This window comes from Paenibacillus sp. RC334, assembly GCF_030034735.1.
Taxonomy (GTDB): domain Bacteria; phylum Bacillota; class Bacilli; order Paenibacillales; family Paenibacillaceae; genus Paenibacillus; species Paenibacillus terrae_A.
The window spans coordinates 1,553,428-1,579,235 of record NZ_CP125370.1 but is presented as its reverse complement, the minus strand read 5'-3'; the positions used below and the strand labels follow the sequence as shown (position 1 = coordinate 1,579,235).

The following is a 25,808-nucleotide window of genomic DNA, read 5'->3' as shown; positions in this document are numbered from 1 at the left end:
CTTCATCGGACGTATCGTTACCTTCCTTTTCACGGAATACTTGCTTGCAGCCAGTATAGCAGATCAGAAAATATTTGCAAATCCGTTGTACATCAAAATTATTTTCCGAATACAAGAGTTGTATTGGACGAGCCTGCATATTTAGTTACAAATTCCTTGGTATATTCAGGAGTTTGAACTTGATAACTGTAGTTCTTGCTCGGATTCCAGTTGGTCACCCGCGACTTTTGGTTGATAATGGCTGGAAAGCTGCCGACGTCTTTAAATTCTCCATTTGCTTTATCGTCCAGAATGCCGCCCTTTTCGCTACCTTTTCCAAAATAGTTGTACTCCGAATAGATTCTTGCATTCGTGGCTATCCTGTAGGCCAACTGAAAATTATTGATGTAATTATTTTTAACATGGAAATATCCATATCTCATAAGCCCAGGACCGCGAACTTGCAAATTTTCAAAATAATTATTGGAGATAGTGATATAAGGTAAAGCTGAATATCATCATTATCGTTAATGTGGCGCTATGTTCAAAAGTCAAGTTTTGAAAGATCACAATACCGGAATTAGCCGTTGTTTTCAAATGAATATTAACCAGTTGTTCTGCGCGTATGAACCGATAAGCGATTTGTTGGCACCAATATTGACAACGGTTTTAGAGGAGGCAAAAATATTTTTTCAATCACCAGGATTTTGGGAGTTGAATCCCCTAACTGGTTTTTCAAATCGTTGAGATTGTTGATATAGATATTTTTGTATAATAGTGTAAAAAAACAGTTCGTAAGAACGCAAACAAGCCGGTACACCCGATTGGCATCCCGGCTAACTATATGTAATCCAACTGCCCCTTGATCTGCTCCTATTTTAAAAAGGAGTCTGTCGTACGTCGAGCTATGGGCAAAACAAAAACCCTTGTAGGACAAGGGTTTCAAGCATTTTATACAGCAAAGCGGGTGATGGGAATCGAACCCACGCTATCAGCTTGGAAGGCTGAAGTTCTACCATTGAACTACACCCGCACTTTAAAATATCTTAATTCTTATGAATGACATATTCGAACTGTTGTCAACCAGCAGAATCAGGATGTTATCTAGTATAACTTACCTGCCTGTAAATTGCAAGCAAACTACATACCATCCTGAACCAGCCAATTCATAGGTTTGCGCAAAAACAGGTTTTCAAAGGATTCTGCCGGAATGGGCCGACTGAAATAATAGCCTTGTCCCTCATGGCAATCCTGAGCCTGTAAAAATTGGAGCTGGCCCTCATTTTCCACTCCTTCAGCCGTAACCTTCAGCTTCAAATGGTGGGCCATGGAGGCAATGGTCGACACAATAGCCGCATTTTTGCTGTCCACCAGTACCTCATTGACAAAGGAACGGTCAATTTTAAGTCGGTCAATCGGAAGATTTTTCAAATAATGCAACGAACTATAGCCTGTTCCAAAATCGTCGATACTGATTGCAACGCCAATGGCCTTTATGTTTTTCAGTTGCTCAAAGGCCAGATCCTTATCAAAAGTCATACTCTCTGTAATCTCCAGCTCCAGGTAGCACGGCTCCAGTTCCGTGTAGGTCAAAATGCCCCGTATCACATCCACGAGCTTTTTTTGCTGAAATTGGCGCATGGATAAATTCACTGATATCGGGATCGGCTGGTACCCTGCCTTCTGCCAACTCTTGTTTTGCAGGCAAGCTTCCCGCAGCACCCATTCCCCCAAAGGCACGATCAGACCGCTTTCTTCGGCCACCGGAATAAAATCTCCCGGCATCACCATTCCGCGATGAGGATGATTCCAGCGCACCAGTGCCTCCAAGCTCGTCAGTTCACCGCTCTGCAAATGAACACGCGGTTGATACACCAGTGAAAATTCCTCATTTTCAAGCGCACGCCGCAAATCATTTTCCAATTGGAGCCTTTCCTGCGCACGCATTTGCATGACACTGGTATACCGCTGAAAATTCACCCCCTGCTCCTTGGCATTATGGACAGCGGTATCCGCATGCTGAATGAGCTGCTCACCCTGAGTGGCATCCAGAGGATATAAAGCTATCCCCATACTCACCATCACATGATAGTACTCACCATTAATATCAAAAGGCTGCTCAAACAACTTTACCATATCATCAATACGATTCTTCATGGCATCTATATCCTGGTAGCCTGTGAGAAGAAACGCAAACTCATCTCTGCCCATACTGAAAACATCCTCGCCTTCACGGCAAAAATGCTCCAAGCGTTCTCCCACCGCATACAGCAAATAATTCCCTGCCATATGCCCCAACGAATCGTTAATGGTTTTGAATCGGTCAATATTCAATATTAAAAGAGCTGCCGTCTCATCGGGTTTTAATGGACTACGCAGAGATTGCTCCAGACGTTGTGAAAGACGCCGACGATTCGGTAGCCCTGTGATATCATCATAATAGGCTATGTAATTAAATTCAGATTCTGCCGCCTTCTTTTCCAGGTATGGAACAAGGACCATGAGCCGAACCAAGCCGCTTAGCAGATCATAAAACGCAATAGCATTCATCAAAAGTCCCATAAGCTGATTTATATCACTCATTTGCCGGGAGGACAAATAAAACAACTGGCTCACGATACATAGCCCAATCCCGCGAAGCATAAGCAACATACCAAATTCCGATGGAAGATATTTAAAATATTTTCGTGCGCCCAAAATAAAATTGGATACAAGCAGAAACAGGATAACCCAGTTCAACATCCATCCCAGATTGTCCAGTTCATGTCTTATACGAAGATCCGGTAAGTACGGTCCGTAGATCTGAATAGTCCCAAGGATCAGCAAAGTAAAACTTATACCTGTCCATAAAGCGGTTTTCTTGTGTCCTGATTTGGCTTTTCTAAAGGGGAAGGAGCAAATGACTATAAGCATAATGGAGGTAAAGACACGGTTCACATAAAGAATCCATAGCGAAATACCCGGAGACAAAACAAAATCTGTCAGGCTAATAAAACTAAACGAGACGATATGAATAAGGTAAAGAAGACCAGTCACCAGAAATGTGGGCGCGATGAGAAGTCTCTGCCAGGATAAGTGCTCCAGCAAAACCGACCAGGATTGATAAAAAATAGAGAAACAGATCGCCGCACAGACGAATCCAGCAATGGGATATAGCAAGAAAAAAACATTATAGGAGTATAGCTTATTCAAAGTTACATGAAATAACTGAACCAGGACAAACAGAACTAGCGCAGCAATGCCGATGCCTATCGTTTTCTTTACTTCCAGCCGTGTACTCATTCAGCCTCTTCAGCCCCCTGCATATCGGAAATTCCGATCATCTAAGACGTTTGACAGCTTTGGAAGCCGTTTTTTAAGTCTTTAGTATCAAAAATAAATATGGATTATGGTACATAATAACATTTAATCTGTGAAAGGTGAATCATTTTTTTGTCTTATATTCATTATTTCATTTTCGTATTTACGCAAATAAATAAGCTTCCAGAACCAAAAAAAGCGCATCATCTCTTCAGATAATGCGCTCTATCCGGTCTTTTTCAAATGAGTGATACCTATGCCCCAGTTCTGTACAACACAAAAGAATCAGTACCTACTACATCCCTTTGTGAAAGTCCCAGAACACTAAACTACAGGAAGCGTGATTTTAAACTGTGTCCCCTTTCCATGTGTACTGTCTACATGAATAAAGCCCCCGTGATTTTTGATGATCCGATAGCTCACTGCCAGTCCCAAGCCGGTACCACTTTCTTTCGTTGTAAAAAATGGATCAAATAAACGTGATAATGTATTGTGATCCATTCCCAAACCGTTATCTTCAATGCAAATATGGACATACGAGCCTTCCAGCACTGTATGGATATCAATGCATCCCTTACGGTCCTCTCTGATACCTTCGATGGCATCCATTGCATTTTTGATCATATTGAGAATGACCTGCTTAATCTGCTTTACATCAATCGAAACCTTCATGATCGTACTATTTTCATCCAGTGCAATTTGACAACCCTTCATCAGCGCCTCGCTTTCGGTCAGCATCACAACCTCTTTCAGCAGACCCATCACAGGTACGGCTGTTTTTTGCGGAGCTGAAGGCTTGGACGAATTCAGAAACTCATAAATAATGTCGTTCGCACGATCTATCTCTGTCAATATTATACGAGCATACTCATCTCTTCCCAGCTCCACCAGATGCGGCCGCAGTAATTGAATAAAGCCCCGAATAGCGGTAAGCGGGTTACGGATTTCATGAGCAATCGAGGCGGAAATGCGGCCTAACATCGCGAGCTTGTCATTTTGATACGCCGTCTGCTCAATTTGCTTATAATCCGACACATCCTTGACACTGAACAAAAAATCGCCATCCATCTGATCCCCGTAGGTCACCGTAATCAACCAATGCCGACTATATTCATCAATTAGCTCATGATAGCGCTTTCTATGAAAGATGGTCTCTTTGTATATCCGCATAATTTTCTTCTTCTTAAATCGGCTTAACTCGGGATGATGCAAAATTTGCATCAAGTTGCGGCCTGCCAGCGAACTACGCGGCAGTTCCAGCAGTTTGGCCATTTGCACGTTAATAAAGGTCAGTACACCGTCACTGTCAAACAGCATGATACCACTATCCAGGTTCTCCAGAACATTTTCATACTTGTTATTGGCGATCTGAGTGGAAGGACAAGCTCCCACGGTATCAAGCAAGGCTTCTTGGAATTCACTGATCATGCCAGGCTTCCCCCTTGTTTCGGAATGATAAACTGGCCGTATCGGACGCTTAACATTTTTTGAAGAAGAGAAAGACATCATCTATCGACTACCCTTCAACGGTTAGAAAACAGATTCAGAAAATCCTGGTCATCTCTTTCCAATTGAGAGTCTAATTTTATGATAGACAAGACTTAGGATTCCAGTCAATCGGAAAAAGTGTCGAATTCACATTTTTATCCTGTTTTCTTTCGTCATAATATCTGCGCAACATTACCAAAAACGAAATAATAAGTTAGGAATAAGCATCCTACACACCAAAGAAGCTCTCTAGGTGTGAGAGCTTCTTTGGTGTGTAGGATGTCAACTGCCGCTCTTATTATGCTGAAGCCGAGAGCGTCTCTGGCTCATAACAGCCAGTCTTCTCTTGAGCTCTCCCTGCCATTTTTCATCGTTCATCTGTTTTGCTACCATCAATAAATCCAGAGACATGTCAATTTGACGCTTCACAATTTCAAACGCATCTTCACTCTCTCGATTCACACAATTCTCAAATATCGTATCATCATCTTCCATGACGTAGTCCTGAAAATCAATCTCGCTTGCCCCGTCTCCATGTGCATACTCCGCCAAAATTTCATACTCATTCTCGACTTTATAATGGACCTCAATGCGACGACATACTGGGCAAAACAGCAAAGGAACATTATGAACTTGGGTGCGGTAATGCTTCAGCGTTCCCTTGGTTCCTACCATGCTTGCTCCACAGCAATAACTCATCCGGGCTCAGCCTCCTCTGAACAAAACCTGTTCCGCCTTGTTTATCCTCTATGTTACCTTATTCGCTTTCACCAGTCGAAATTCCTCCAAAACACAGTAACATTTCCACAATTATTTCTTATTTCACCCTATACTGTTCACTTCAAACACACATAATTATAAAATCTTTTCCTGCATAACATAGGCAAGCAAGCCCCCAATGTCGGTAAAAAACCGCTTGTTGGGGGCTTGCAAGTTTAATGCTCAACTTCTTCTGAAGTTTGTATTACAGGTTCTTGTCGCCTGGTTTCCAGTTCATTGCGCACAAGCCGCCAGATTGCAAAGCTTGCAGTACACGCAATGTTTCTTCGACACTACGACCTACGTCGTTGTGGTTAACCACTTGATATTTCAATTCGCCTTCAGGATCAATGATGAACAAACCGCGCAATGCAACTCCTTCTTCTTCGATCAGAACGCCATAATCGCTTGCTGTTTTTTTCGTGATATCAGAAGCCAACGGGAAGTTCAGTTTGCCCAATCCATTGTTTTCTTTTGCTGTGTTGATCCATGCTTTGTGGCTGTGTACGGAGTCTACACTGATACCCAGAATTTCAGTATCCAGCTCTTTAAATTGGTCAGCAGCATCGCTCAATGCTGTGATTTCTGTTGGGCACACAAAAGTGAAATCCAGTGGATAGAAGAAGAACACGAGCCATTTGCCACGGTAATCGGAAAGCTTCACCGAACCAAATTCTTGACCGTCCCCAGTCACTGTTTCCAATGCAAAATCAGGTGCGGGTCTTCCTACCAATCTTTCTGCCATAATATGAAATCCTCCTTTTAAAATATGTAAGGATTTTGAAAACTCCTCATGTAAGAAAAACATCAAATGTGTTTTCCTCAATCATCTGTATTGTATTAAAACAACCTACTTGATAAATGTTATCATTCGCAGAAATCAAAGTCAATATTGTAACCATTACTTTTTTAGAATTATTTTAAACTAGGTTTTGAAAATTCACAATTTATACACATTCACCAGGTTGTACACTTCCGGATATAACAGCAGCCCCTGATGGCTCAGGAGCTGCTGTATCATCATGCACTTGCTGTATAATCAGCTACCTTGTTTTAAGGAAGCCTCTAAGCTTTTATCGAATAGCCGCTGCGATCAGATCGCCCATTCGAGTTGTCGAGATGGCCTTGGATTTATCCACCGCGATATCGGCTGTGCGATGTCCGGCATCCAGTACCTCAGCTACCGCCTTCTCAATGGCATCAGCAGCTTTCTCATATCCGAAGGTCATACGGAACATTAAAGCAACGGACAGGATGGTTGCAATCGGGTTGGCCAGTCCTTGACCCGCAATGTCCGGTGCCGAGCCGTGGACCGGCTCGTACAGACCGAAGCTGCCTTCCCCGAGAGAAGCGGAGGACAGCATACCGATGGACCCGGTCAGCATAGCCGCTTCGTCACTAAGGATATCGCCGAACATATTTTCCGTCACGATGACGTCAAAGCTGGACGGCCGACGCAGCAATTGCATTGCGCAGTTATCAACCAGCACATGCTCGAGCTCAACATCCGGATAGTCTACTGCGACCCGGTTAACCACTTCACGCCACAAACGGGAAGTTTCCAGCACGTTGGCCTTGTCCACCGATGCGAGCTTTTTGCGACGCTTTTGTGCAATCTCGAAAGATTGGCGAACAATGCGCTCCACTTCCATTACATTATATGCACATGTATCGACAGCTTCCTCACCCTGCGGGCTTTCACGTCTGAACTTCTCACCGAAGTAGATGCCGCCCGTCAGCTCGCGCACAACGATCAGATCCGTTCCTTCCAGCACTTCAGGTTTCAGTGTCGATGCGTCCTTGAGACAGTCGAAGACGACAGCCGGACGAAGATTCGAGAACAGTCCCAGCTCTTTGCGTATACCCAGCAATCCTGTTTCAGGGCGAAGCTCCTTCGGATTGTTATCCCACTTGGGACCACCTACGGCTCCCAACAGTACGGCATCTGCAGATTGGCAGACAGCCAGCGTTTCTTGCGGCAATGGTGTACCCTTCTCATCAATGGCAATTCCACCGAACAGTGCATGCTCCGTTTCAAATGAATGGCCAAACACTTCCTCCGTACGCTTCAAAATTTTCTCTGCCTCAGCGACCACTTCCGGTCCAATTCCGTCCCCAGCTATTACCGCAATCTTTTTCACGTCTGCCATCACGTACACTCCTCTTGTTTTACAGCCTTACGGGCGTATTATTCATACCTTCTTTGTAACATACATGACAGGGCTTTGACCAAGATATAGAATCTATCAATTTAATAGGATTAGCCTATAAGCTGAAAAGCTGTAGTAAGACAAAACAAAACAGGACCGGAAATACCCGATCCTGTAAACTCCAAATTGCTTGATTCGCAACCATTAGGACTTGTAATCTACACGATTGCTGTAGTTTTTACGCTTGTCGATCAAGCCATTCAATGCATCCACATAAGCGCGGGCACTTGCTTCCAGAATGTCAGTGCTTACCCCACGTCCCTGTACAGACAGATCGTTTTGGGTCAACACGACATGCACTTCACCCAGAGCATCCTTACCTTGGGTAACAGACTTGATCGAGTAATCCGAAAGAACGACTACCTCGCTGCTGGCTTGGTCAATCGCATTGTAAATCGCATCGACCGAGCCGTTCCCTTCAGCTTCCGTCTCAATAACCTGACCCTCGTCGGTAACCAAACGTACCTTGGCGGAAGGTGTAGCCTCGTTGCCATAGGTTACGAAAATCGTTTCCAGCTTGAAGACTTCCGGTGAATCGGCCAGTTTTTCTTCCAGTAGCGCCAGGATATCATCATCCGATACTTCTTTCTTCCTATCAGCCAAATCCTTGAACTGTCCGAAAGAGCGGTTCAGCTCCTCTTCGCTCAATTCGTAGCCCAGCTCGATCAAACGTTCGCGGAAAGCATGGCGACCGGAATGCTTGCCCAGTACCAGCTTGCTCTCCTTCAAACCAATACTTTCCGGCGTCATGATTTCGTAGGTCGTTTTTTCCTTCAACATGCCATCCTGGTGAATACCCGATTCATGTGCAAAAGCATTCGCTCCAACAATCGCCTTGTTGCCCGGCACAACCATGCCCGTCAGGCGGCTGACCAACCGGCTCGTACGTGCGATCTCGGACAGTTGCAGAGACGTTTTGGCCTGGAAAAATTCCTGTCTCGTCTCCAGCGCCATTGCAATTTCCTCAATAGCGGTATTTCCGGCGCGTTCACCGATACCGTTAATGGTGCCCTCAATCTGATCCGCCCCGTTCAGGATCGCAGCCAGTGTATTGGCCGTAGCCATTCCCAGGTCGTTGTGGCAATGTGCGCTCAGTTGAACCTTTTCCACATCAACCACATTTTCCTTAATATGCTTGAAAATGTTGCCGTATTCATAAGGTGTCAAGTAACCCACGGTATCCGGAATATTGACGACAGACGCGCCTTCCTGTACAGCCATGGTGACCATTTCCACCACAAAATCAAGCTCTGTACGACCTGCATCCTCCAGAGAAAACTCTACCTTTGGCAAATATTTTAACCCGTAACGAATGGCTGAACGAGCGGTTTCCAATACCTGTGCCTTCTCCATCCGCAGCTTATGCTGACGGTGAATCGGAGAGGTTGCCAAAAAGATATGGATACATGGGTCCTGAGCTCCCTTAAGTGCCTCGCGGACCGCATCAATATCTTGTTCCCTGGCACGTGAAAGACCAATAACCGTTGAATTTTTGACAGCCTTGGCGACTGCATTGACAGCAGCCAGGTCACCCGGAGAAGCAGCCGGAAAGCCAGCTTCCATACGGTCAATTCCCAGTTTCTCCAACTGGTAGGCGATCTCTACTTTCTCACGGGTATTCAAGTTCACACCAGGTGACTGTTCTCCGTCTCTCAACGTTGTGTCAAATATATATATTTTGCGCAACCTAACACACCTCCCTCAGGATAGAAGCATTAAATTACAATGCGGCTCACGCAATAAGCAGGGCCGCATTGTAAGATTACATTATGAATGAATCATATTGTCGAACTCGTTGTACAAAAAGATCTTATTTTTTGATCCAGTGCATCATTTCGCGCAATTGTCCGCCCACCACTTCAATCGGATGGTTAGCTTCATTACGGCGAGTAGCCGTCAGGAATGCACGTCCGGATTGATTTTCAAGGATAAAGTCACGAGCAAATTTACCTTGTTGAATGTCTGTCAATACGTCTTTCATTGCTTTCTTCGTATCTTCTGTTACGATACGTGGTCCAGTTACATAGTCGCCATATTCCGCTGTGTTACTGATAGAATCCCGCATTGTTGCCAATCCGCCTTCATACATCAGGTCAACGATCAGCTTAAGCTCATGCAAGCATTCGAAGTAAGCCATCTCAGGAGCATATCCTGCTTCAGTCAGCGTTTCAAAGCCCGCTTTTACGAGTGCGCTCACGCCGCCACACAATACCGCTTGCTCACCGAACAGATCCGTTTCCGTTTCTTCACGGAAGGAGGTTTCGATCACGCCTGCACGTGTACAGCCAATACCTTTGGCATATGCAAGACCGATTTCTTTCGCTTGACCCGTTGCATCCTGCTCGATTGCGATCAGACCCGGTACGCCAAAACCTTCTACATAGGTACGACGTACCATATGACCTGGGGATTTTGGAGCAACCAGCAGTACATCGCTATCTTTAGGAGCAACAATTTGTCCGAAATGAACGTTGAAACCATGGGAGAATAAAAGAGCTGCGCCTTTTTTCAGGTTAGGTTCAATTTCATTTTTGTACACAGAAGCTTGTGTTTCATCCGGCAACAAAATTTGGACCACATCTGCACGGCTTGTTGCATCAGCCACGTTCAGAACTTCAAAACCGTCGTTTCTTGCAACATCTGCCGATTTGCCTTCACGCAAACCGATAACAACATTCAGACCACTATCACGCAAGTTTTGTGCTTGAGCATGTCCTTGGCTACCGTAACCGATAACGGCAACTGTTTTTCCTTTCAATACGCTGAGCTCTGCATCTTTTTCGTAGTACGTTGTAACTGCCATGGTTAATTTCCTCCTTTTAATTGGACCCTTCATAATGAGCGGGTACTCCAAGAGACTCTGCCTCGTTACCAAAATTTGAAAATCTCTTCGAGCCCCCGCTCTTATGCGGGCGGTTCTTTATTGATGTAATGCGCTATAAGCGGTAATTCGTTAAAGCTCCGTATTAAGCATTGCCACGTATCATGGCCGTAACCCCGGTTCGGGTCAGCTCACGAATACCGTAGGGCTTCAACAACTCGATCATAGCATCAATTTTTTCGGTATCGCCAATGACCTGAACAATCAAGCTCGTCGTTCCAACATCAACTACTGCTGCTCTGAACGTTTCCACGACACCCATAATTTCTGGCCGCTGAGGTGGTTCTGCTTTCACCTTAATCATCGCCAATTCCCGCGCAACCATTGGCTTGGAGCTAAGATCAATAACCTTGATTACATCAACCAGCTTGTAAAGCTGCTTTTCAATCTGCTCCAGATTGTTCTCATCTCCTATGGTCACAATGACCATACGGGATAATCCAGCTTCCTCCGATTGACCCACGGTAATGCTCTCAATGTTAAAACCACGGCGACCGAACAGGCCGGACACACGCTGCAAAACGCCGGGATGATCATTTACCAGTACAGCAATGGTATTTTTAATCGTCATTTTACTCGTCCCCCATCAGCATTTGATCAATCGTCGAACCTTGCGTCACCATCGGATATACATTCTCTTCCTTGTTGACCACAAACTCGACAACGACCGGTCCGGGTGTATCAAGCGCCTCCTGCCAAGCCCGACGTGCCTCTTCCTTATTCGTAGCACGCAGTCCTTTTACGCCGTATGCCTCAGCCAGTTTCACAAAATCCGGGCTTCCGGCCAGATCAATATGGCTATAGCGATTGTCATAGATCAATTCCTGCCATTGTCGAACCATCCCCAGCACCTGATTGTTGATAATTACGATTTTGACCGGGATGTTATTGATTGCACAAATGGCCAGCTCCTGCGAACACATCTGCATGCCGCCGTCTCCGTTAATTGAGATAACCAGTCTGTCGGGATTCGCCATCTGAGCGCCGATCGCGGAAGGGAAACCAAATCCCATCGTGCCCAGCCCACCGGATGTTACCCATGAGCGCGGCTGATTGAATTTATAATACTGCGCCGCCCACATTTGATGCTGACCCACATCCGTCGTTACGATTGCGCCGCCTTTGGTCGTTTCATCCAGCAGCTCGACAACCCATTGCGGCTTAAGCACTGTATCCGAATCCTTATAAGAATAAGGCTTCTCATTTTTCCATTGTTGAATTTGCGCTCTCCATGCATCCGCTCGATTCGCGCGTTTCACATCCTGATTCAGCAATTCCAGTACCGCTTTCACATCGCCTACAATCGGAATGTCTGTCGGTACGTTTTTACCGATTTCAGCAGGATCGATATCAATATGGACGATTTTGGCGTGAGGAGCAAAGCCGTCCAGCTTGCCTGTCACCCGGTCATCAAAGCGGGCACCAATACAGATTAGCAAATCCGACTGTTGAATCGCCAGATTGGAGGTGTACGTTCCGTGCATCCCCGGCATTCCCGTCCACAGTTCATGACCGCTTGGGAAACCGCCCAATCCCAGCAATGTTGTCGTAATCGGAATTTCCGTTTTGCGAACAAACTCGTAAAGTGCCTCATGTCCGCCGGAGTATACAACCCCGCCACCTGCCAGAATAAATGGGCGTTCCGCTTCAGCAATAGCCTGAGTCAGCTTGTCTAGCTGAATTTTGTTTGGTAATACCTTCGGGTTATAACCTCGCATGGTCACAGGTCCCGTTTGCGGAACAAACAGCGTTTGGGCTGCCGATATATCCTTCGGAATATCAATTAGTACCGGACCCTTGCGACCCGTGTTGGCAATATGGAACGCCTCATGAATGATTCGCGGCAGATCCTCTACATCTCTTACCAGATAGCTGTGCTTCGTAATCGGCATCGTGATTCCCGTGATATCGGCTTCCTGGAAAGCGTCCGTGCCGATCAAGGAAGATACAACGTTACCCGTGATGACCACTAACGGCACCGAATCCATAAAAGCCGTCGCAATGCCGGTTACCAGGTTGGTTGCTCCAGGTCCGGAAGTCGCGATACAGACGCCGACTTTACCGCTGGCACGTGCGTAACCATCTGCCGCATGAATAGCTCCCTGCTCGTGACGGGTGAGGACATGCTTGAAATCCTCAAAGCCGTACATGGCATCATAAATGTAAAGCACTGCACCACCAGGGTATCCGAAGACACAATCTACTCCCTCCAGCAACAGGCTACGGAGCAAAATTTCCGAACCTGTAATCACTTCAGGTTTCATCCACTTTTCACGTAATTCATCGGTTGACCGAACTTCAGGAATTTGTGCACTCATTGGTCATCCTCCTTCACAAAATTTACATACATCTGACATTTGTAAAAACAAAAAAACCTTCCATCCCTAGAACAGACTTGCTGTTACTGAGGGACGAAAGGCTGTAGCTTCCGTGGTACCACCCGTGTTTGCCCGATATTTCGCAATACCGAACCTTGGCAGGTACAGAAATCACAAAGGATCTCCATATCTGGCGTCTGTAACGTAGACCATACGATTTTCCCTAATAGGTGATTCAGCGCACCGCTAAATATCATCGGGCCCAAATACTTTTCAGGAAAACAGCTCCAAGGTGAGCTCGTTAAAAAGGGATTTTGGTGAAGCTTGCAGCTAATGCCTCACTCTCTGAACAAAAGAGCCCTAATCACTTCGTCCTTTTCATCGCCGTTGAGTTCATGTCATTCTTTCAAATGTTTAGACACATTATATGTCCCCCATCTGGGATAGTCAATACCCAGATTTCATAAAAATTTATGTTTTTTCTCCGGGGTACCTCTGAATCGCACGCTTCCATGAGGTATCCGCATATTATAAAAAAGACCACACGGCGAGACTGTGCGCACCTCCAAAGCTGCGTCTTGCCTTGCTAAAAGGGTGGAAAAGGAGGCCCGCTTATGATCCGCAAACGCAGCGCTCAGGATGACCGCATGATCCTTCGACTGATCGAGCAAGAGCTTGTTCCCCTATCGCATTTAAGCGCACAAGAAATGGATCAAATTCGTAAAGAATTACCCCGGCGCTTAAACCGGGGCATCACTTTTGTCGCTTGCAGGCCGGATAATGCACAGCCTGTCGGCTTCATTCATGTCATGCTGCATGGAGAGCTGCTGTATATTGATTTGATCGCAATCTCTTCGTCTCATCAAGGCCAGCGCTACGGAATAAAACTGCTGGAGCATGCCGAGCAATATGGGCGACTACGACGCTGCAAGCGGGCAAAAGTCATGGTAGACGAAGACAATATCCGTGGAATCCGCTTTTATCTGCGCAACCAGTACCAAATGCTACGATACGTCTCCCTGAGCCGATGCCATGAACTTGAAAAGGCATTGTGAAAAAGTACCTCCTACAGCTCATCATTCCATTATCCTAGAATAAATTGGGGTAAAACGGATAACCTCCGGGGTATCCCCCATCTGTATATGGGCCGTACTGAGGGCCACCGTATCCCGGTCCCCCATAACCTGCTCCGTAACCGCCATAACCGCCACCATATCCACCAACATAAGGAGCCGTGCCGATGGCAAGCAAGTCGAACAGCACCAAGGGAATAATCGCCTTCGTCTTTACCTTTTTCTTACGATTGGGTTGAAGAATCAGTCGGTTACCCGAAATGCGAATCAGCTTGCCGCTGACCTGGGAACCATCCTTGCGAGTAGCCAGAATGACTTTGCCGACAAGCTTCTCCACCTGCTTTCTGGTCACTGCCTGTTTCATCGTATTTCCTCCTTCTTTCTCAACGGATGGACAGATTGAACGGCTCCTTGATAGCTCACCGCCACCACAAAAACAGACTGGAGCTGACAGGGGCCGAGCGTTCGTCCAATCTGCATAGCACAGTCTATTCCATCCATGCCAGAAGCGTATGTTTAAATGCCTGCACAACCTAAAAAAATCCGGTACCTGCGAATGCAGATACCGGATTTGCGAACAAATGCAATTTTCAGATTTCAAGACAAACAGCTTTTAGCTGCCCATGTAAAATTAGCGCTTGCTTGGATCATAGAGCTGACCCAAAGCAGCAGGAGCACGCGAGCGCCCTACAGCCGCTACCAGAACAATAATCGTTAGGAGATACGGCAGCATAAAAATAATTTCCTGGGGAATACTTTGCGACCATGCGAATAACTGCACATAGTTGCGAATGGCCTGAGAAAAGCCAAAAAACACAGCTGCGCCAAAAGCGCCGAGCGGATTCCATTTTCCGAAAATCATAGCGGCAATGGCAATATATCCTTGACCGGATACCGTATTATGCGAAAACATATTTGTCGTCGTCAAGGTGATCGTAGCTCCGCCAATACCAGCCAACGCACCGCTGATCATGACCCCGATATAACGCAGTCGATTTACCTTGATACCAACGGTATCCGCAGCGCCCGGATGCTCTCCGACAGAACGCAAACGCAAGCCGAACGGCGTTTTATACAATGTAAAATATCCAATAATGACTAATAATATGGCCAAATAGGTCGTTGGATAGGCTTGGAAAAAGGCTTTTCCCAAAATCGGAATATCTACTAGATAGGGAATGGATATTTCGCTAAACCCCTGAATTCGCCCAGTATCCCCATCACCCTCAAATAAAAGCTTAACCATGTATAGTGTACTGCCTGCCGCCAAAAAGTTAATAACAATCCCGCTAATGACCTGATCGGCTTTAAACGTAATCGAGGCTACAGCATGAATCAGCGAAACCAGAATGCCGAATACCGCCGCCGACAGCACACCTACCCAAGCCGCAGAGGTTCCCCCCAGCCCTGCTTGTTCCGCATAAAATCCGCCTACACCCGCCGCAAACGCCCCGAACACCATAAGACCTTCCAGCCCGAGGTTCGTTACACCGGATTTTTCCGAAAAAACTCCGCCGAGAGAGGCAAATATAATCGCCGTCGCAAAAACGAGCGTTGTATGGATTAATTCACCAAGTGTTAACCAACTCATTTTACAACACCTTCTCTTTCTTCCGCTTGGAGTAGAGCGGCTTCACAACCCAACGTACAATTCCCTGGGCTGCAATAAAGAAAATAATCGAGCCGATGACAACCCGAATAATTTCGGGCGGTACATCCGCGCTAAAGCTCATCCCCGCAGAACCATACGTTAGCGTTCCGAACAAAACAGAGCCAAGCAGCACACCGAACGGATTATTCATCCCGATGAGCGCCACGGCGATACCGTCAAAGCCGGTCCCCGGCGATCCTGCCATGACAGATTGATAATGGAATACCCCCAGCACTTCAAAGGCACCCGCCAATCCGGCAAAAACACCACTAATGAACATCGCCTTTACGATGTTGCGATTCACATTCATACCTGCATAGCGGGATGCGTCCTGATTAAATCCGACAGCACGCAGCTCATAGCCCTGCTTGGTTTTCCACATGAAAATATAGAAAAACACCGCCGCCAGCACAGCAATGACGGTCCCCCAATGAACCCGGGCATTTCCCATCATCTGTGACAGCCATTCAATCGAAATCGAAGCGGAAGGCAGAATATCCACGGAACGATTTTCACCCTCCATGAGTGCGAACTGGTTAATCACCAGGTTAGCCAAATACAGACCAATCCAGTTCATCATAATACAGGTGATAACCTCATTAACGCCACGCTTGGCCTTCAAATAGCCAGCAATTGCAGCCCATAGACCCCCGAATACCGCCCCAGCAATGATTGCCAGCGGTGCATGAATAATAGCAGGCAGTCCATGCAGCTTGATGCCCACAATCGAAGCAGCCGTCATACCCACCAGAAATTGACCTTCGCCGCCGATGTTAAACAATCCGGCACGGGCAGCAAAAGCAAATGCCAACCCCGTCAAAATCAGTGGGGTCATCTCACGGATTGCCTCACCAAAATTGTATGAGTCTCCGTACACACGGCTAAATAGTGCAGAATACGCCACAATGGGATCATAGCCGCCAATCAGCATTACGACAGCACCCAGAAGAAGACCCAAAATAATAGAGACCAGCGCCAGAACAAAGGAGTCTTTCGTAAATATTTTCAATAGGTTAGCCATTCTCTACTCCTTTCTTCACTGCACTTCCGGCCATCATCAGTCCCAATTCCTGATCATTCGTTTCTTCCGGCAGCACTTCCCCAACAATCTTGCCCTCATAGATGACAGCAATTCGGTCGGAAACATTCATAATTTCGTCCAGTTCAAAAGAAATGAGCAATACCGCTTTGCCTTGATCCCGCTGGGCAATCAGTTGCTGCTGGACAAATTCAATCGCTCCAACATCCAGCCCCCGTGTAGGTTGGGCCGCAATGAGAAGGTCTGGATTTTTATCTATTTCACGCGCAATGATTGCCTTTTGCTGATTACCGCCAGATAATGCTCTCGCCTTGGTATGAATATCCGGCGTTCTCACATCAAATTTCTCAATGAGACTTTTCGCCTGCTTATCAATAGCCTCTTTGTTCAGAAAGCCGTTTTTACTGTAAGGAGCCTGATAGTAGGACTCCAGGACCATGTTTTCGCTCATGGAAAAATCGAGTACCAACCCGTGCTTATGCCGGTCCTCCGGGATATGCGAAACGCCTGCCTCTGAAATTTTACGTGGCGACTGATTCGTCATCTCTTGTCCGAGCAATCGAATGTGTCCGCCATCGACCTTGCGTAAACCGGTCAAAGCTTCAATCAGCTCACTCTGTCCGTTACCATCCACTCCAGCGATTCCCAAAATCTCACCTGCCTTGACTTGCAGGTTCAGCTCATTCAGAACGCTAATGCCATCCTTGTTTTTAGAGACCACATTGCTCATTTCAAGAACGGTTTGTCCCGGCTTCGCAGGCTGCTTGTCCACTTTAAAGGTCACACGGCGGCCTACCATTTTCTCCGCCAGGTCATTCGGCGTCGTTTCCGATGTCTTGACCGTATCAATGACCTGACCCCGACGAATAATCGTAACTGTATCTGCAATTTGCATGATTTCTTTAAGTTTATGAGTGATCAGAATAATGGACTTGCCTTCAGCTACCAGACGCTTCATAATGTCCAGCAACTCAATGATTTCCTGTGGAGTCAGTACCGCTGTCGGCTCGTCAAAGATCAGGATATCTGCACCACGATAGAGCGTTTTGATAATTTCCACACGCTGCTGCATGCCGACGGATATATCTTCAATTTTGGCATTCGGATTCACCTGAAGGCCGTACTGCTCAGACAACCGCTGTACTTCGGCGGCAGCCTTTTTATAATTGATTTTCAGACCTTTGCGTGGCTCCGAGCCCAGGACAATATTTTCGGTGACAGTAAACGGCTGCACGAGCTTAAAATGCTGATGCACCATGCCAATACCCAGATCAATCGCCTTATTTGGGCTATCAATCTGTACTGGTTTTCCACCGATTTCTATCGATCCTTCATCCGGCTGATACAGTCCGAAAAGAATATTCATAAGCGTAGATTTACCCGCACCATTCTCACCCAAAAGGGCATGAATTTCTCCCTTATGCAGCTTGATGCTGATGGAGTCGTTGGCAACGATGCCGGGGAATCGTTTTGTAATTTGCTTTAACTCAACGACGGGGGTCGCTGCATCCATGAGATCACCCTTATATACTTTATAGTATGTGCTCCAATGAGCTGATTTACCGTTATGATCTGTATAACTCCAGACGTAAGAACAAGGCTAGTCTTGTGAACCAGCCTTGTCGCCACCTTTATTTATCTTGCAAGCCAAATCTTATTTCGAAGGAACTGTAATTTCGCCCTTAATAATTTTTTGCTTGTATTGTTCTACGAGATCAAGCACGTCTTTAGGAACGTTTTTACTGGATGTATCCGCCAAGCCAATTCCGTTATCTTTCAGAGCCAGCGTTTCGATACCACCCTTAAATTTACCGTCGATAACTTCCTGGGATACGCGTTTTACGGCTTCATCCACACGTTTGACCATTGAAGTCAACGTTACGTCATCACCAAACTCAAGCGATTGGTCTTTATCTACACCGATAACCCATACTTGCTGACCTTGTTGCTTCCGTGCGAGCGCTTCGTTAAATACGCCTGTACCTGATCCGCCAGCTGCGTGGAAAATAATGTCCGCACCGCTGTTGTAGATCGTTGCAGCCGCTGCTTTACCCAGATCCGGCTTATCAAACGCACCTGTGTAGTTTACTTCCAATTTTGCATTTGGATTAACTGCTTTAATACCCGCTTCGAAGCCTTTTTCAAAACGTTTGATCAGCGGGCTATCTTGTCCACCCACAAAACCGATTTTGTTTGTTTTGGTGAGTTTACCAGCTACAACCCCCACCAGGAAGGAACCTTCATTTTCAGCAAAAACAACCGATTTTACATTAGGCGCATCTACGACACTGTCGATGATCGCCAGATTTTTGTCAGGATTGTCTTTCGCTACTTGTCCAATCGCATTCGCCAGATTAAAACCAATACCCCAAGTCAGGTTAAAACCGCCCTTAACAAATTGGTTCAGGTTAGGAATATAATCTTGATCCGATTTACTTTGCAAGTATTTAGCCTTGGCGCCTGTTTCTTTTTCAATGGCTTGCAATGCTTCCCATGCAGATTGGTTAAACGATTTGTCATTTACTCCACCTACATCTGTAACCATGCCGATTTGGACATTCGATGTTTTGGCAGAACCACCTGCGTCTCCGCCACTTGCGTTGGACGCCCCTTGATTTTTGTTACCGCAGCCTGCGAGAATGACTGAGATCGCTAGCAGCATAACCAAAGACATACTGAACATTTTCTTCATGCTGATACTGTTCCCCCTTAGTGTTAGATCCCTGGACTGTCTCTTTTCTCTGAAAATGGACACGTCATACATTCCATTTACTGTCGAGACAGATCGTACAGAAGACTTACTTTAGAGATTATACAATTATGATCGACTAAAATCTAGATGATTAATAACCTTGGGTCAATTTTTTTTGAAAATTGATTAATGTAAGCGCTACACCTATTGTAAAATCCATACATTCTGTCATCACACGTCATGTTTATTCGTATTTTGAATAATTTGGACTTTTTTCATTTCGTTAAGTATGTACAAAAAAAGGCATCCCTACACAGCATACTGCTCGGGATACCTTTTCAACCACTTTCGCGGTTTCAACGCCTTCATTTCAATAATTAAGCGTTGATTTTGCCTTTAGCAACAGTTGCCAAAGAGTTGAACGCATTGATATCGTTGACTGCAAGATCAGCCAAGATTTTGCGGTTAATGTCCACACCAGCCAATTTCAGGCCGTGCATCAGTTTGCTGTAAGACAAACCGTTCAAACGAGCTGCTGCATTGATACGCACGATCCACAGTCTGCGGAAGTTACGTTTCGTCTGACGACGGTCACGGTATGCGTAAACAAGCGATTTCATTACCTGCTCGTTAGCTGTTTTAAAAATGCGGTGTTTGGAACCAAAATAACCTTTAGCAAGCTTCAATACTTTTTTATGACGACGACGAACGACGAATCCGCCCTTTACTCTTGCCATATCAAAAGACCTCCCAAATAATGTTTATGCTTAATTCATTGCCGTGCTGTGTGCTATTTCAGGTTAGCAAGACCTTGTTTCAGACGCTTAACGTCCCCAGGTGCCATCTCAGGGTTAGTACCCAGTACGCGTTTTGCACGTTTGGATTTGTGGGAAAGCAAGTGGTTTTTGTAAGCTTTGTAACGCATTACTTTACCAGTACCAGTAATCTTGAAGCGGCCTTTAAGGCTGCTATGTGTTTTCATTTTGGGCATTGAACTTCCTCCTTAATTTGTCATTGACTCTTTGGAGCCAATATCATAATCATGCTGCGTCCTTCGAGCTTGGGTTGGCGCTCCACGGTACAAAGATCAGCAACTTCCACTTTCACACGCTCGAGAATTTTTTGACCCACATTAGCATGGGTAATTTCCCGACCACGGAAACGAACGGAGCATTTCACCTTGTCCCCTTCATTCAGGAACTTAACCACATTGCGAAACTTGGTCTGGTAGTCATGCTCCTCGATGTTGGAACGGAACCATACCTCTTTGATGTCAACGATCTTCTGGTTTTTACGGGCTTCCTTTTCTTTCTTCTGTTGCTCATAGCGGAATTTTCCGTAATCCATAATCCGACACACGGGCGGCTTCGCTTGAGGCGCCACGTTCACGAGATCCAAGTTTGCGTCAATCGCCATTTGCAGAGCTTCACGAGTCGGTGTAATCCCGATTTGTTCCCCGTTAGCACCAACCAGACGTACTTCTCTCACCCGAATCTCATCATTGATCATATGTTCCTTACTAATAACCCTCCACCTCCAGAACCTGTTATTGTTGTATTGTGTTAAAACACAAAAAAGGGATGACGACTATGCAGCCGACATCCCTGTCTGATACTCAATTCATCATGAAAGTTCAATTCACAAATCATTGGATCAAGACCAGCCGGCAATACCGGACAGGTGAGAAGTCGGACCTTCTACTTATAATCCATACTTTTCAATTAACATGCTTGAACATCTTATCACGCAACTCACCAGAGTGTCAACACATTTATTCAAAACAGTTGGCACTTAGGATCTGCGATACACTCATGTCTTCTGCATTTAGCCCTGCTTACTTTGAACTTCTTCCAGCCGAACGACACGGGTATGCTGGGTGTGGCTCCATTGCTTGTTGTTTTGCGTAAAGAACGCATAGAACGTAATCGGATACCACGAAACCAGATAGACAGGGAACAGCAACAAATAAAGATACACTTTTTTGAACGTGACCTTTTCCAGGATCATCGCGATCAAAAAGGTGGTAATATTCAGACCAACAGCTATAGCACCGGTCCAGGCCGGGAATTGTACATAGATATTTTCGATATTAGGTCCACCAAATAACGTAATGTCTACCCACATCGCTACTGTCATCAAGAAGGTAAGCAGTACGATATACACGTTCAGACCATAGAGAGCCATATCGAATTTGACCAGGCTTCTATGCTTGATGCTCTGCCACAGCAGTGGGAAGAAATAACGGCGAGCGACTGTAAAGTGACCCTGCATCCAGCGCAAACGTTGTCTGGAGGAAGCTTTAAAAGTCAACGGCTTCTCGTCATATACCTTGGCATCATAATTAAATCTTGGATATACATTACGTTGCGTACAGCGCATGGTAAACTCCAAATCCTCTACCAGACTCGTCGCACCCCAGCCCATTTCCTTGAGCAGGTTCGTTTCAAAACACATGCCTGTACCACCAAGGAAGTTAGCCATGTTCAGGTTGTGACGTGACAACTGCCACAGACGGTTGATGTACCAGTAAGATACTCCGTATGCCGCAGTAATCCATGAATCCTCAGGATTCTTCGTATCAATGTACCCCTGGATAACACGGGCACCTGTGCACAAGTCGTTGTTCATTTCACTCAAGAAATTCGTATGTGCCAAATTGTCAGCATCGAACATGACAATCGCATCATATTGACGTGGCATAGCCCACAATTCCTTGAGCATCCACTCAATGGCGTAGCCTTTACCACGCAAATTCGGATTCGTACGTTCACAAGCATTCATGCCGTGTGCGCGAACGATATCCGCCGTCTTGTCCGTACAGTTATCACAAATAACGAATACATCGTACAGTTCCTTTGGATAATCAAGTTGCTTCAAGTTCTCCATCAATGCTCCAACAACCTGTTCCTCGTTGTGGGCAGCGACCAAAATGGCAAATGATTTTTCCGGAGCCGCATGCTCTTTCCTTTTTTTGCGAACCAGACCGAACAAGGAGAATCCAAACTGATAGACCGCGATCAGCGCCAGAATAATCTGGAGCGTCACAAAAATGGCGTCTAACATAATCTCTTGTTACCCCCTTTTTTTATACCCCTTAAAAATCTTGCGTTTGTTTGTTTTCTATCTCTGTAGCGCAAGTTGCGGCGCTTTGCGCGCCTTTTTTTGTAGTTTTTGACCCGACCCTTGCTTTTTTCATTGACTGTGCGCAGCCCCCTATTGGCTGACACAGGAACGCCATTACGATTTTCGTTGGTTTTCAATCTTTTGTCAAAGCCTCTAAACCGTTCTCAGCAGCAAAAAAACACGACAAACTCCCGTTTGAACCAGGAATGCGACGCTGATCCTTTCATACATGACGGTAGGTCTTATTTTCATCCATTTGCTAACTTTTTATTTCTTTAGTCCCTCCTTTTTTGTGGTCCATTTAACAGCCACTTCTAAATACTCTATCGTATTAGACGAATGAACGCAAAGAAAGTTATACAATTCAACTTATATTCCATTAACATTTTTGTGTAGAATTGAACCAGATAAGTTGTGATTCTTGAAATGAGCAGCGTTTAAAAATATGATGAGAGCAAGAGAATAATGACTTATCACCTGATTCTGTCCAAGTGATTCAAAATATTTGCCGACCAACCCGGCACGGCAACCGGAGGAAACCAAATGCAACGTCTAGTCGTAAAACTTGTAAATCTGGAGCAGCAGTTGTTCAAATGGATCAACGGACGCTTACACAATCGTTTTTTGAACTTCTGGCTTTATTATCTTACACATCTGGGGGGAGCGACCTTTACAATCACCTCTACACTGCTTGTATGGCTGCTCGCTCCGCTTCCATGGAAGGAATCCGGTATGAAGGGGGCCATCGCGCTTGGAGTCAGCCACATCCCTGTAGCCATCGCCAAAAAGCTGTACCCGCGGATTCGTCCGTACCTGGCACTGCCAGATACGAATACGTTCCGTAATCCCCTGTCGGATCATTCTTTTCCTTCGGGGCATACAACCGCTATTTTTTCAGTAACCGTTCCTTTTATGCTACAGTCCCCCATGCTAATACTGCTTTTGCTGCCCGTCGCGCTGATTGTGGGTTTTTCCCGAATTTACCTGGGGCTCCACTATCCTACGGACGTACTCGCAGGGGCGGTCATCGGCACATCAGCAGCAATAGGAACGGTTGCATTCTGGCCTTAAAGCCGATATGGTATGATTGAGAACATCCCAGCAGGAACAGGTGAAATGAGAGTGGCTAAAAAACGAGTGTTATTATTATCGGAAGGTTTCGGTGCCGGACATACTCAAGCTGCGTACGCACTCTCAAGCAGTTTGCGCAAGCTTTCTCCGAATGTGCAGACCAGAGTGCTGGAATTAGGGAGCTTTTTGAATCCGAGAATGGCTCCGCTCATTATTACAGCGTATAAGAAGACTGTCATATCGCAGCCTCGCCTGATCGGAATGGTTTACCGTCATCAGTATAAAAAATCATTAAACCGTCTTACAACGCTCGCTTTGCACCGTCTGTTCTACACGCAGACCCGAAACATTCTTCGGCAGCTTCGTCCTGATTTGGTGGTATGCACTCATCCCATCCCAAGTGCAGTGATTTCACGTTTGAAGCGCTTGGGCGTACATGTTCCGCTCTGTACCGTCATTACAGATTACGATGCGCATGGAACGTGGATCAGTCCCGAGGTGGACCGTTACTTTGTATCTACGCCTGAAGTCATGCGTAAGCTGCGCACACGCGGAGTGCCTATGTCGAAAATTCAAGTAACGGGTATTCCGGTTCATCCGAATTTCTGGGAACATCCGGGGCACGACGAAATCCGGGACCAATTCGGTCTTAAGCCGATTCCCACCGTACTCGTTATGGGCGGCGGCTGGGGTCTGATGAACGACGAAGTCATTCATCGCTCGCTTACCCACTGGAGAGAAAACATTCAATTTATTTTTTGTCTGGGTCATAATGATAAAATTCGTCGTAAAATGCAGCTGGATCCCCGCTTCATTCATCCGAATATTCATATTTTCGGATTTACGCGGGAAATCGACAAATTAATGGAGGTATCGAATCTGCTCATTACCAAGCCCGGCGGAATGACATGCACCGAGGGGCTGGCAAAAGGGATTCCGATGTTGTTTCACAAACCTCTTCCCGGACAGGAAGAAGAAAATTGTCAATACTTTACGGCTCAAGGCTTCGGAGAACCGATTACTTCGCTGGATGTTGTCGTTAAATGGATGAACCGGCTGTTACACGAATTTCCGGAAATCGTTCGCAAGCGACAGGATCACGTTCATAATGTAGCGCGATATTATCCTCTTCAGAGTGCACAGAGTATTTTGGATATACTGGAACCAAACAGGGTGCTTTCCTAAAAGGAAGCACCCTGTTTTTTTATTTATTTCCCATACTTCTCAAGACGCATTTTCTCATACTCTTCCAATGCATCTTTGCCAATCAACACCTCGACACGATGGATGTTCATGCCTTTGCCCATAAATTTATGCTCATACTCAGTCATGACATGCTCTTCGTTGATACCATCACGATGAAGATTCAACGATATATTCGTCATTTGCAGACCACTATCAGCAAACGAATTCAGCGAGAACTCGAACAGCGTCTCCGAATCGGTTTTAAAATGAATTTGCCCCTTGCTATTTAAAAGTTGCCGGTACTTGTCCAAAAAGCGCGGATGTGTCAAACGACGACGCGCGTGCTTGGCTTTAGGCCACGGATCGCTAAAATTCAAATAAATGCGTTCAATTTCCCCAGGTTCAAAAACATTCTCAATCTGTTCAATGTTCGCAAGCGCCAATTTGATATTAGGCGGCGTATCAACCTCTGTATCACTCCAGGCCAGACGCGACTTTTCCGCTGCGCGACGCACCAGTTCATCATACATATCAAAGCCAATATAGTTGATTTCCGGATTCCGATAGCTCATTTGACTGATGAACCGACCTTTGCCCATACCGAATTCCACATGAATCGGACGATCATTGCCAAAAAGCTGCTGCCACTTTCCTTTATACTGTCCCGGCTCCAAGATCACCAGGTCCTGCTGCTCTTCCAGACTTTCCCGTATTCCTTTTCTTCCGCGTAAACGCATGTTACTCCTCCATATACTCTGTTATCAAGGAAAAAGGAATCTCACCCCCGCTTGAAGATACGGAAATGAAATTCCTTTTTCAATATATTTGGATTGGGGTCCAACTAATTTAATTGTTCATAGTCTACCCCATCAGCAGGTGAAAAATCAATCGTCTTTTGGCAAGCGGCTCTGATTTTTTGACGTGCGGCCGTTCCAATCTGGCGGTCTTGCCCAAAACGGACACCAGTCAGCGCCAATGCCTCGTCAAAGGTTAACTCAACAGTAACTTTATCCATACGCGTTTTATCCTGCGTATTCAT

23 protein-coding genes, 1 tRNA gene and 1 pseudogene are annotated in these 25,808 nt (G+C 45.8%); 3 read left to right on the top strand and 22 right to left on the bottom strand.

Going from position 1 to position 25,808, the window contains the following annotated elements; translation table 11 throughout:
- Window positions 1-98: 98 nt before the first annotated feature.
- From QMK20_RS07460 to ilvB, 11 genes and pseudogenes are all read right to left on the bottom strand, one after another.
- Window positions 99-742: pseudogene (locus QMK20_RS07460) on the bottom strand (pectate lyase family protein); the annotation flags it as partial.
- A 199-nt stretch (window positions 743-941) separates the two neighbouring features.
- Window positions 942-1,012 (bottom strand) — tRNA-Gly (locus tag QMK20_RS07455).
- Between the two features lie 107 nt (window positions 1,013-1,119).
- Complete coding sequence (locus QMK20_RS07450) at window positions 1,120-3,261, bottom strand: putative bifunctional diguanylate cyclase/phosphodiesterase (RefSeq protein WP_283655223.1); 2,142 nt, start codon at window positions 3,259-3,261, stop codon at window positions 1,120-1,122.
- 342 nt (window positions 3,262-3,603) lie between these two features.
- Window positions 3,604-4,707, bottom strand: coding sequence for an ATP-binding protein (locus QMK20_RS07445; RefSeq protein WP_283655222.1), 1,104 nt, complete (start codon window positions 4,705-4,707; stop codon window positions 3,604-3,606).
- Window positions 4,708-5,049: 342 nt separating this feature from the next.
- Window positions 5,050-5,466 carry a hypothetical protein gene (locus QMK20_RS07440; RefSeq protein WP_007429530.1) on the bottom strand — a complete coding sequence of 139 codons (417 nt, stop codon included), beginning with the start codon at window positions 5,464-5,466 and terminating at the stop codon, window positions 5,050-5,052.
- A gap of 265 nt (window positions 5,467-5,731) precedes the next feature.
- Entirely contained in the window at window positions 5,732-6,271 is a 540-nt protein-coding gene (locus tag QMK20_RS07435; RefSeq protein ID WP_014280569.1) for a peroxiredoxin, read from the bottom strand.
- A gap of 328 nt (window positions 6,272-6,599) precedes the next feature.
- Window positions 6,600-7,676, bottom strand: coding sequence for a 3-isopropylmalate dehydrogenase (gene leuB / locus QMK20_RS07430; protein WP_283655221.1), 1,077 nt, complete (start codon window positions 7,674-7,676; stop codon window positions 6,600-6,602).
- Between the two features lie 204 nt (window positions 7,677-7,880).
- Window positions 7,881-9,422 (bottom strand): 2-isopropylmalate synthase, encoded by a 1,542-nt coding sequence (locus tag QMK20_RS07425; RefSeq protein ID WP_044646663.1) that lies wholly within the window; start codon window positions 9,420-9,422, stop codon window positions 7,881-7,883.
- A 124-nt stretch (window positions 9,423-9,546) separates the two neighbouring features.
- Window positions 9,547-10,539: a ketol-acid reductoisomerase gene (ilvC, locus tag QMK20_RS07420; protein ID WP_014280566.1), complete on the bottom strand. Its 993-nt coding sequence runs from the start codon at window positions 10,537-10,539 to the stop codon at window positions 9,547-9,549.
- Between the two features lie 163 nt (window positions 10,540-10,702).
- Window positions 10,703-11,188, bottom strand: a complete 486-nt coding sequence (gene ilvN / locus QMK20_RS07415; protein ID WP_283655220.1) for an acetolactate synthase small subunit — start codon at window positions 11,186-11,188, stop codon at window positions 10,703-10,705.
- Window position 11,189: 1 nt separating this feature from the next.
- A complete protein-coding gene (gene ilvB, locus QMK20_RS07410; RefSeq protein ID WP_283655219.1) occupies window positions 11,190-12,935 on the bottom strand; it encodes a biosynthetic-type acetolactate synthase large subunit in 1,746 nt (581 codons plus the stop codon).
- A gap of 614 nt (window positions 12,936-13,549) precedes the next feature.
- On the opposite strand from ilvB, the gene QMK20_RS07405 reads away from it, so the two are divergent.
- Entirely contained in the window at window positions 13,550-13,990 is a 441-nt protein-coding gene (locus tag QMK20_RS07405; RefSeq protein ID WP_044646666.1) for a GNAT family N-acetyltransferase, read from the top strand.
- A gap of 34 nt (window positions 13,991-14,024) precedes the next feature.
- On the opposite strand, the gene QMK20_RS07400 is transcribed toward QMK20_RS07405, so the two are convergent.
- From QMK20_RS07400 to QMK20_RS07360, 9 genes are all read right to left on the bottom strand, one after another.
- Complete coding sequence (locus tag QMK20_RS07400) at window positions 14,025-14,372, bottom strand: hypothetical protein (protein WP_283655218.1); 348 nt, start codon at window positions 14,370-14,372, stop codon at window positions 14,025-14,027.
- Window positions 14,373-14,639: 267 nt separating this feature from the next.
- The gene (locus tag QMK20_RS07395) at window positions 14,640-15,599 is read right to left on the bottom strand and encodes an ABC transporter permease (protein ID WP_283655217.1); all 960 of its coding nucleotides are present in this window, start codon (window positions 15,597-15,599) and stop codon (window positions 14,640-14,642) included.
- 1 nt (window position 15,600) lies between these two features.
- Window positions 15,601-16,680: an ABC transporter permease gene (locus tag QMK20_RS07390; protein WP_283655216.1), complete on the bottom strand. Its 1,080-nt coding sequence runs from the start codon at window positions 16,678-16,680 to the stop codon at window positions 15,601-15,603.
- Window positions 16,673-18,211: an ABC transporter ATP-binding protein gene (locus tag QMK20_RS07385; RefSeq protein WP_283655215.1), complete on the bottom strand. Its 1,539-nt coding sequence runs from the start codon at window positions 18,209-18,211 to the stop codon at window positions 16,673-16,675. Before QMK20_RS07385 ends, QMK20_RS07390 begins: the two co-directional genes overlap by 8 nt.
- A gap of 141 nt (window positions 18,212-18,352) precedes the next feature.
- Window positions 18,353-19,390 carry a BMP family lipoprotein gene (locus QMK20_RS07380; RefSeq protein ID WP_283655214.1) on the bottom strand — a complete coding sequence of 346 codons (1,038 nt, stop codon included), beginning with the start codon at window positions 19,388-19,390 and terminating at the stop codon, window positions 18,353-18,355.
- A gap of 377 nt (window positions 19,391-19,767) precedes the next feature.
- Window positions 19,768-20,127, bottom strand: a complete 360-nt coding sequence (rplT, locus tag QMK20_RS07375) for a 50S ribosomal protein L20 (protein ID WP_007429517.1) — start codon at window positions 20,125-20,127, stop codon at window positions 19,768-19,770.
- 53 nt (window positions 20,128-20,180) lie between these two features.
- The gene (gene rpmI, locus QMK20_RS07370; protein ID WP_013309379.1) at window positions 20,181-20,381 is read right to left on the bottom strand and encodes a 50S ribosomal protein L35; all 201 of its coding nucleotides are present in this window, start codon (window positions 20,379-20,381) and stop codon (window positions 20,181-20,183) included.
- Window positions 20,382-20,401: 20 nt separating this feature from the next.
- Window positions 20,402-20,899, bottom strand: a complete 498-nt coding sequence (gene infC, locus QMK20_RS07365) for a translation initiation factor IF-3 (RefSeq protein WP_014280557.1) — start codon at window positions 20,897-20,899, stop codon at window positions 20,402-20,404.
- Between the two features lie 315 nt (window positions 20,900-21,214).
- Window positions 21,215-22,453 carry a glycosyltransferase family 2 protein gene (locus QMK20_RS07360; RefSeq protein WP_283655213.1) on the bottom strand — a complete coding sequence of 413 codons (1,239 nt, stop codon included), beginning with the start codon at window positions 22,451-22,453 and terminating at the stop codon, window positions 21,215-21,217.
- A 603-nt stretch (window positions 22,454-23,056) separates the two neighbouring features.
- Here QMK20_RS07360 and QMK20_RS07355 point away from each other — a divergent pair.
- The gene (locus QMK20_RS07355) at window positions 23,057-23,584 is read left to right on the top strand and encodes a phosphatase PAP2 family protein (protein WP_283655212.1); all 528 of its coding nucleotides are present in this window, start codon (window positions 23,057-23,059) and stop codon (window positions 23,582-23,584) included.
- A gap of 51 nt (window positions 23,585-23,635) precedes the next feature.
- Complete coding sequence (locus tag QMK20_RS07350) at window positions 23,636-24,769, top strand: MGDG synthase family glycosyltransferase (RefSeq protein ID WP_481857716.1); 1,134 nt, start codon at window positions 23,636-23,638, stop codon at window positions 24,767-24,769.
- Between the two features lie 23 nt (window positions 24,770-24,792).
- On the opposite strand, the gene trmB is transcribed toward QMK20_RS07350, so the two are convergent.
- Window positions 24,793-25,506, bottom strand: a complete 714-nt coding sequence (gene trmB / locus QMK20_RS07345) for a tRNA (guanosine(46)-N7)-methyltransferase TrmB (protein WP_283655210.1) — start codon at window positions 25,504-25,506, stop codon at window positions 24,793-24,795.
- A 104-nt stretch (window positions 25,507-25,610) separates the two neighbouring features.
- Entirely contained in the window at window positions 25,611-25,808 is a 198-nt protein-coding gene (locus tag QMK20_RS07340; protein WP_013370066.1) for a hypothetical protein, read from the bottom strand.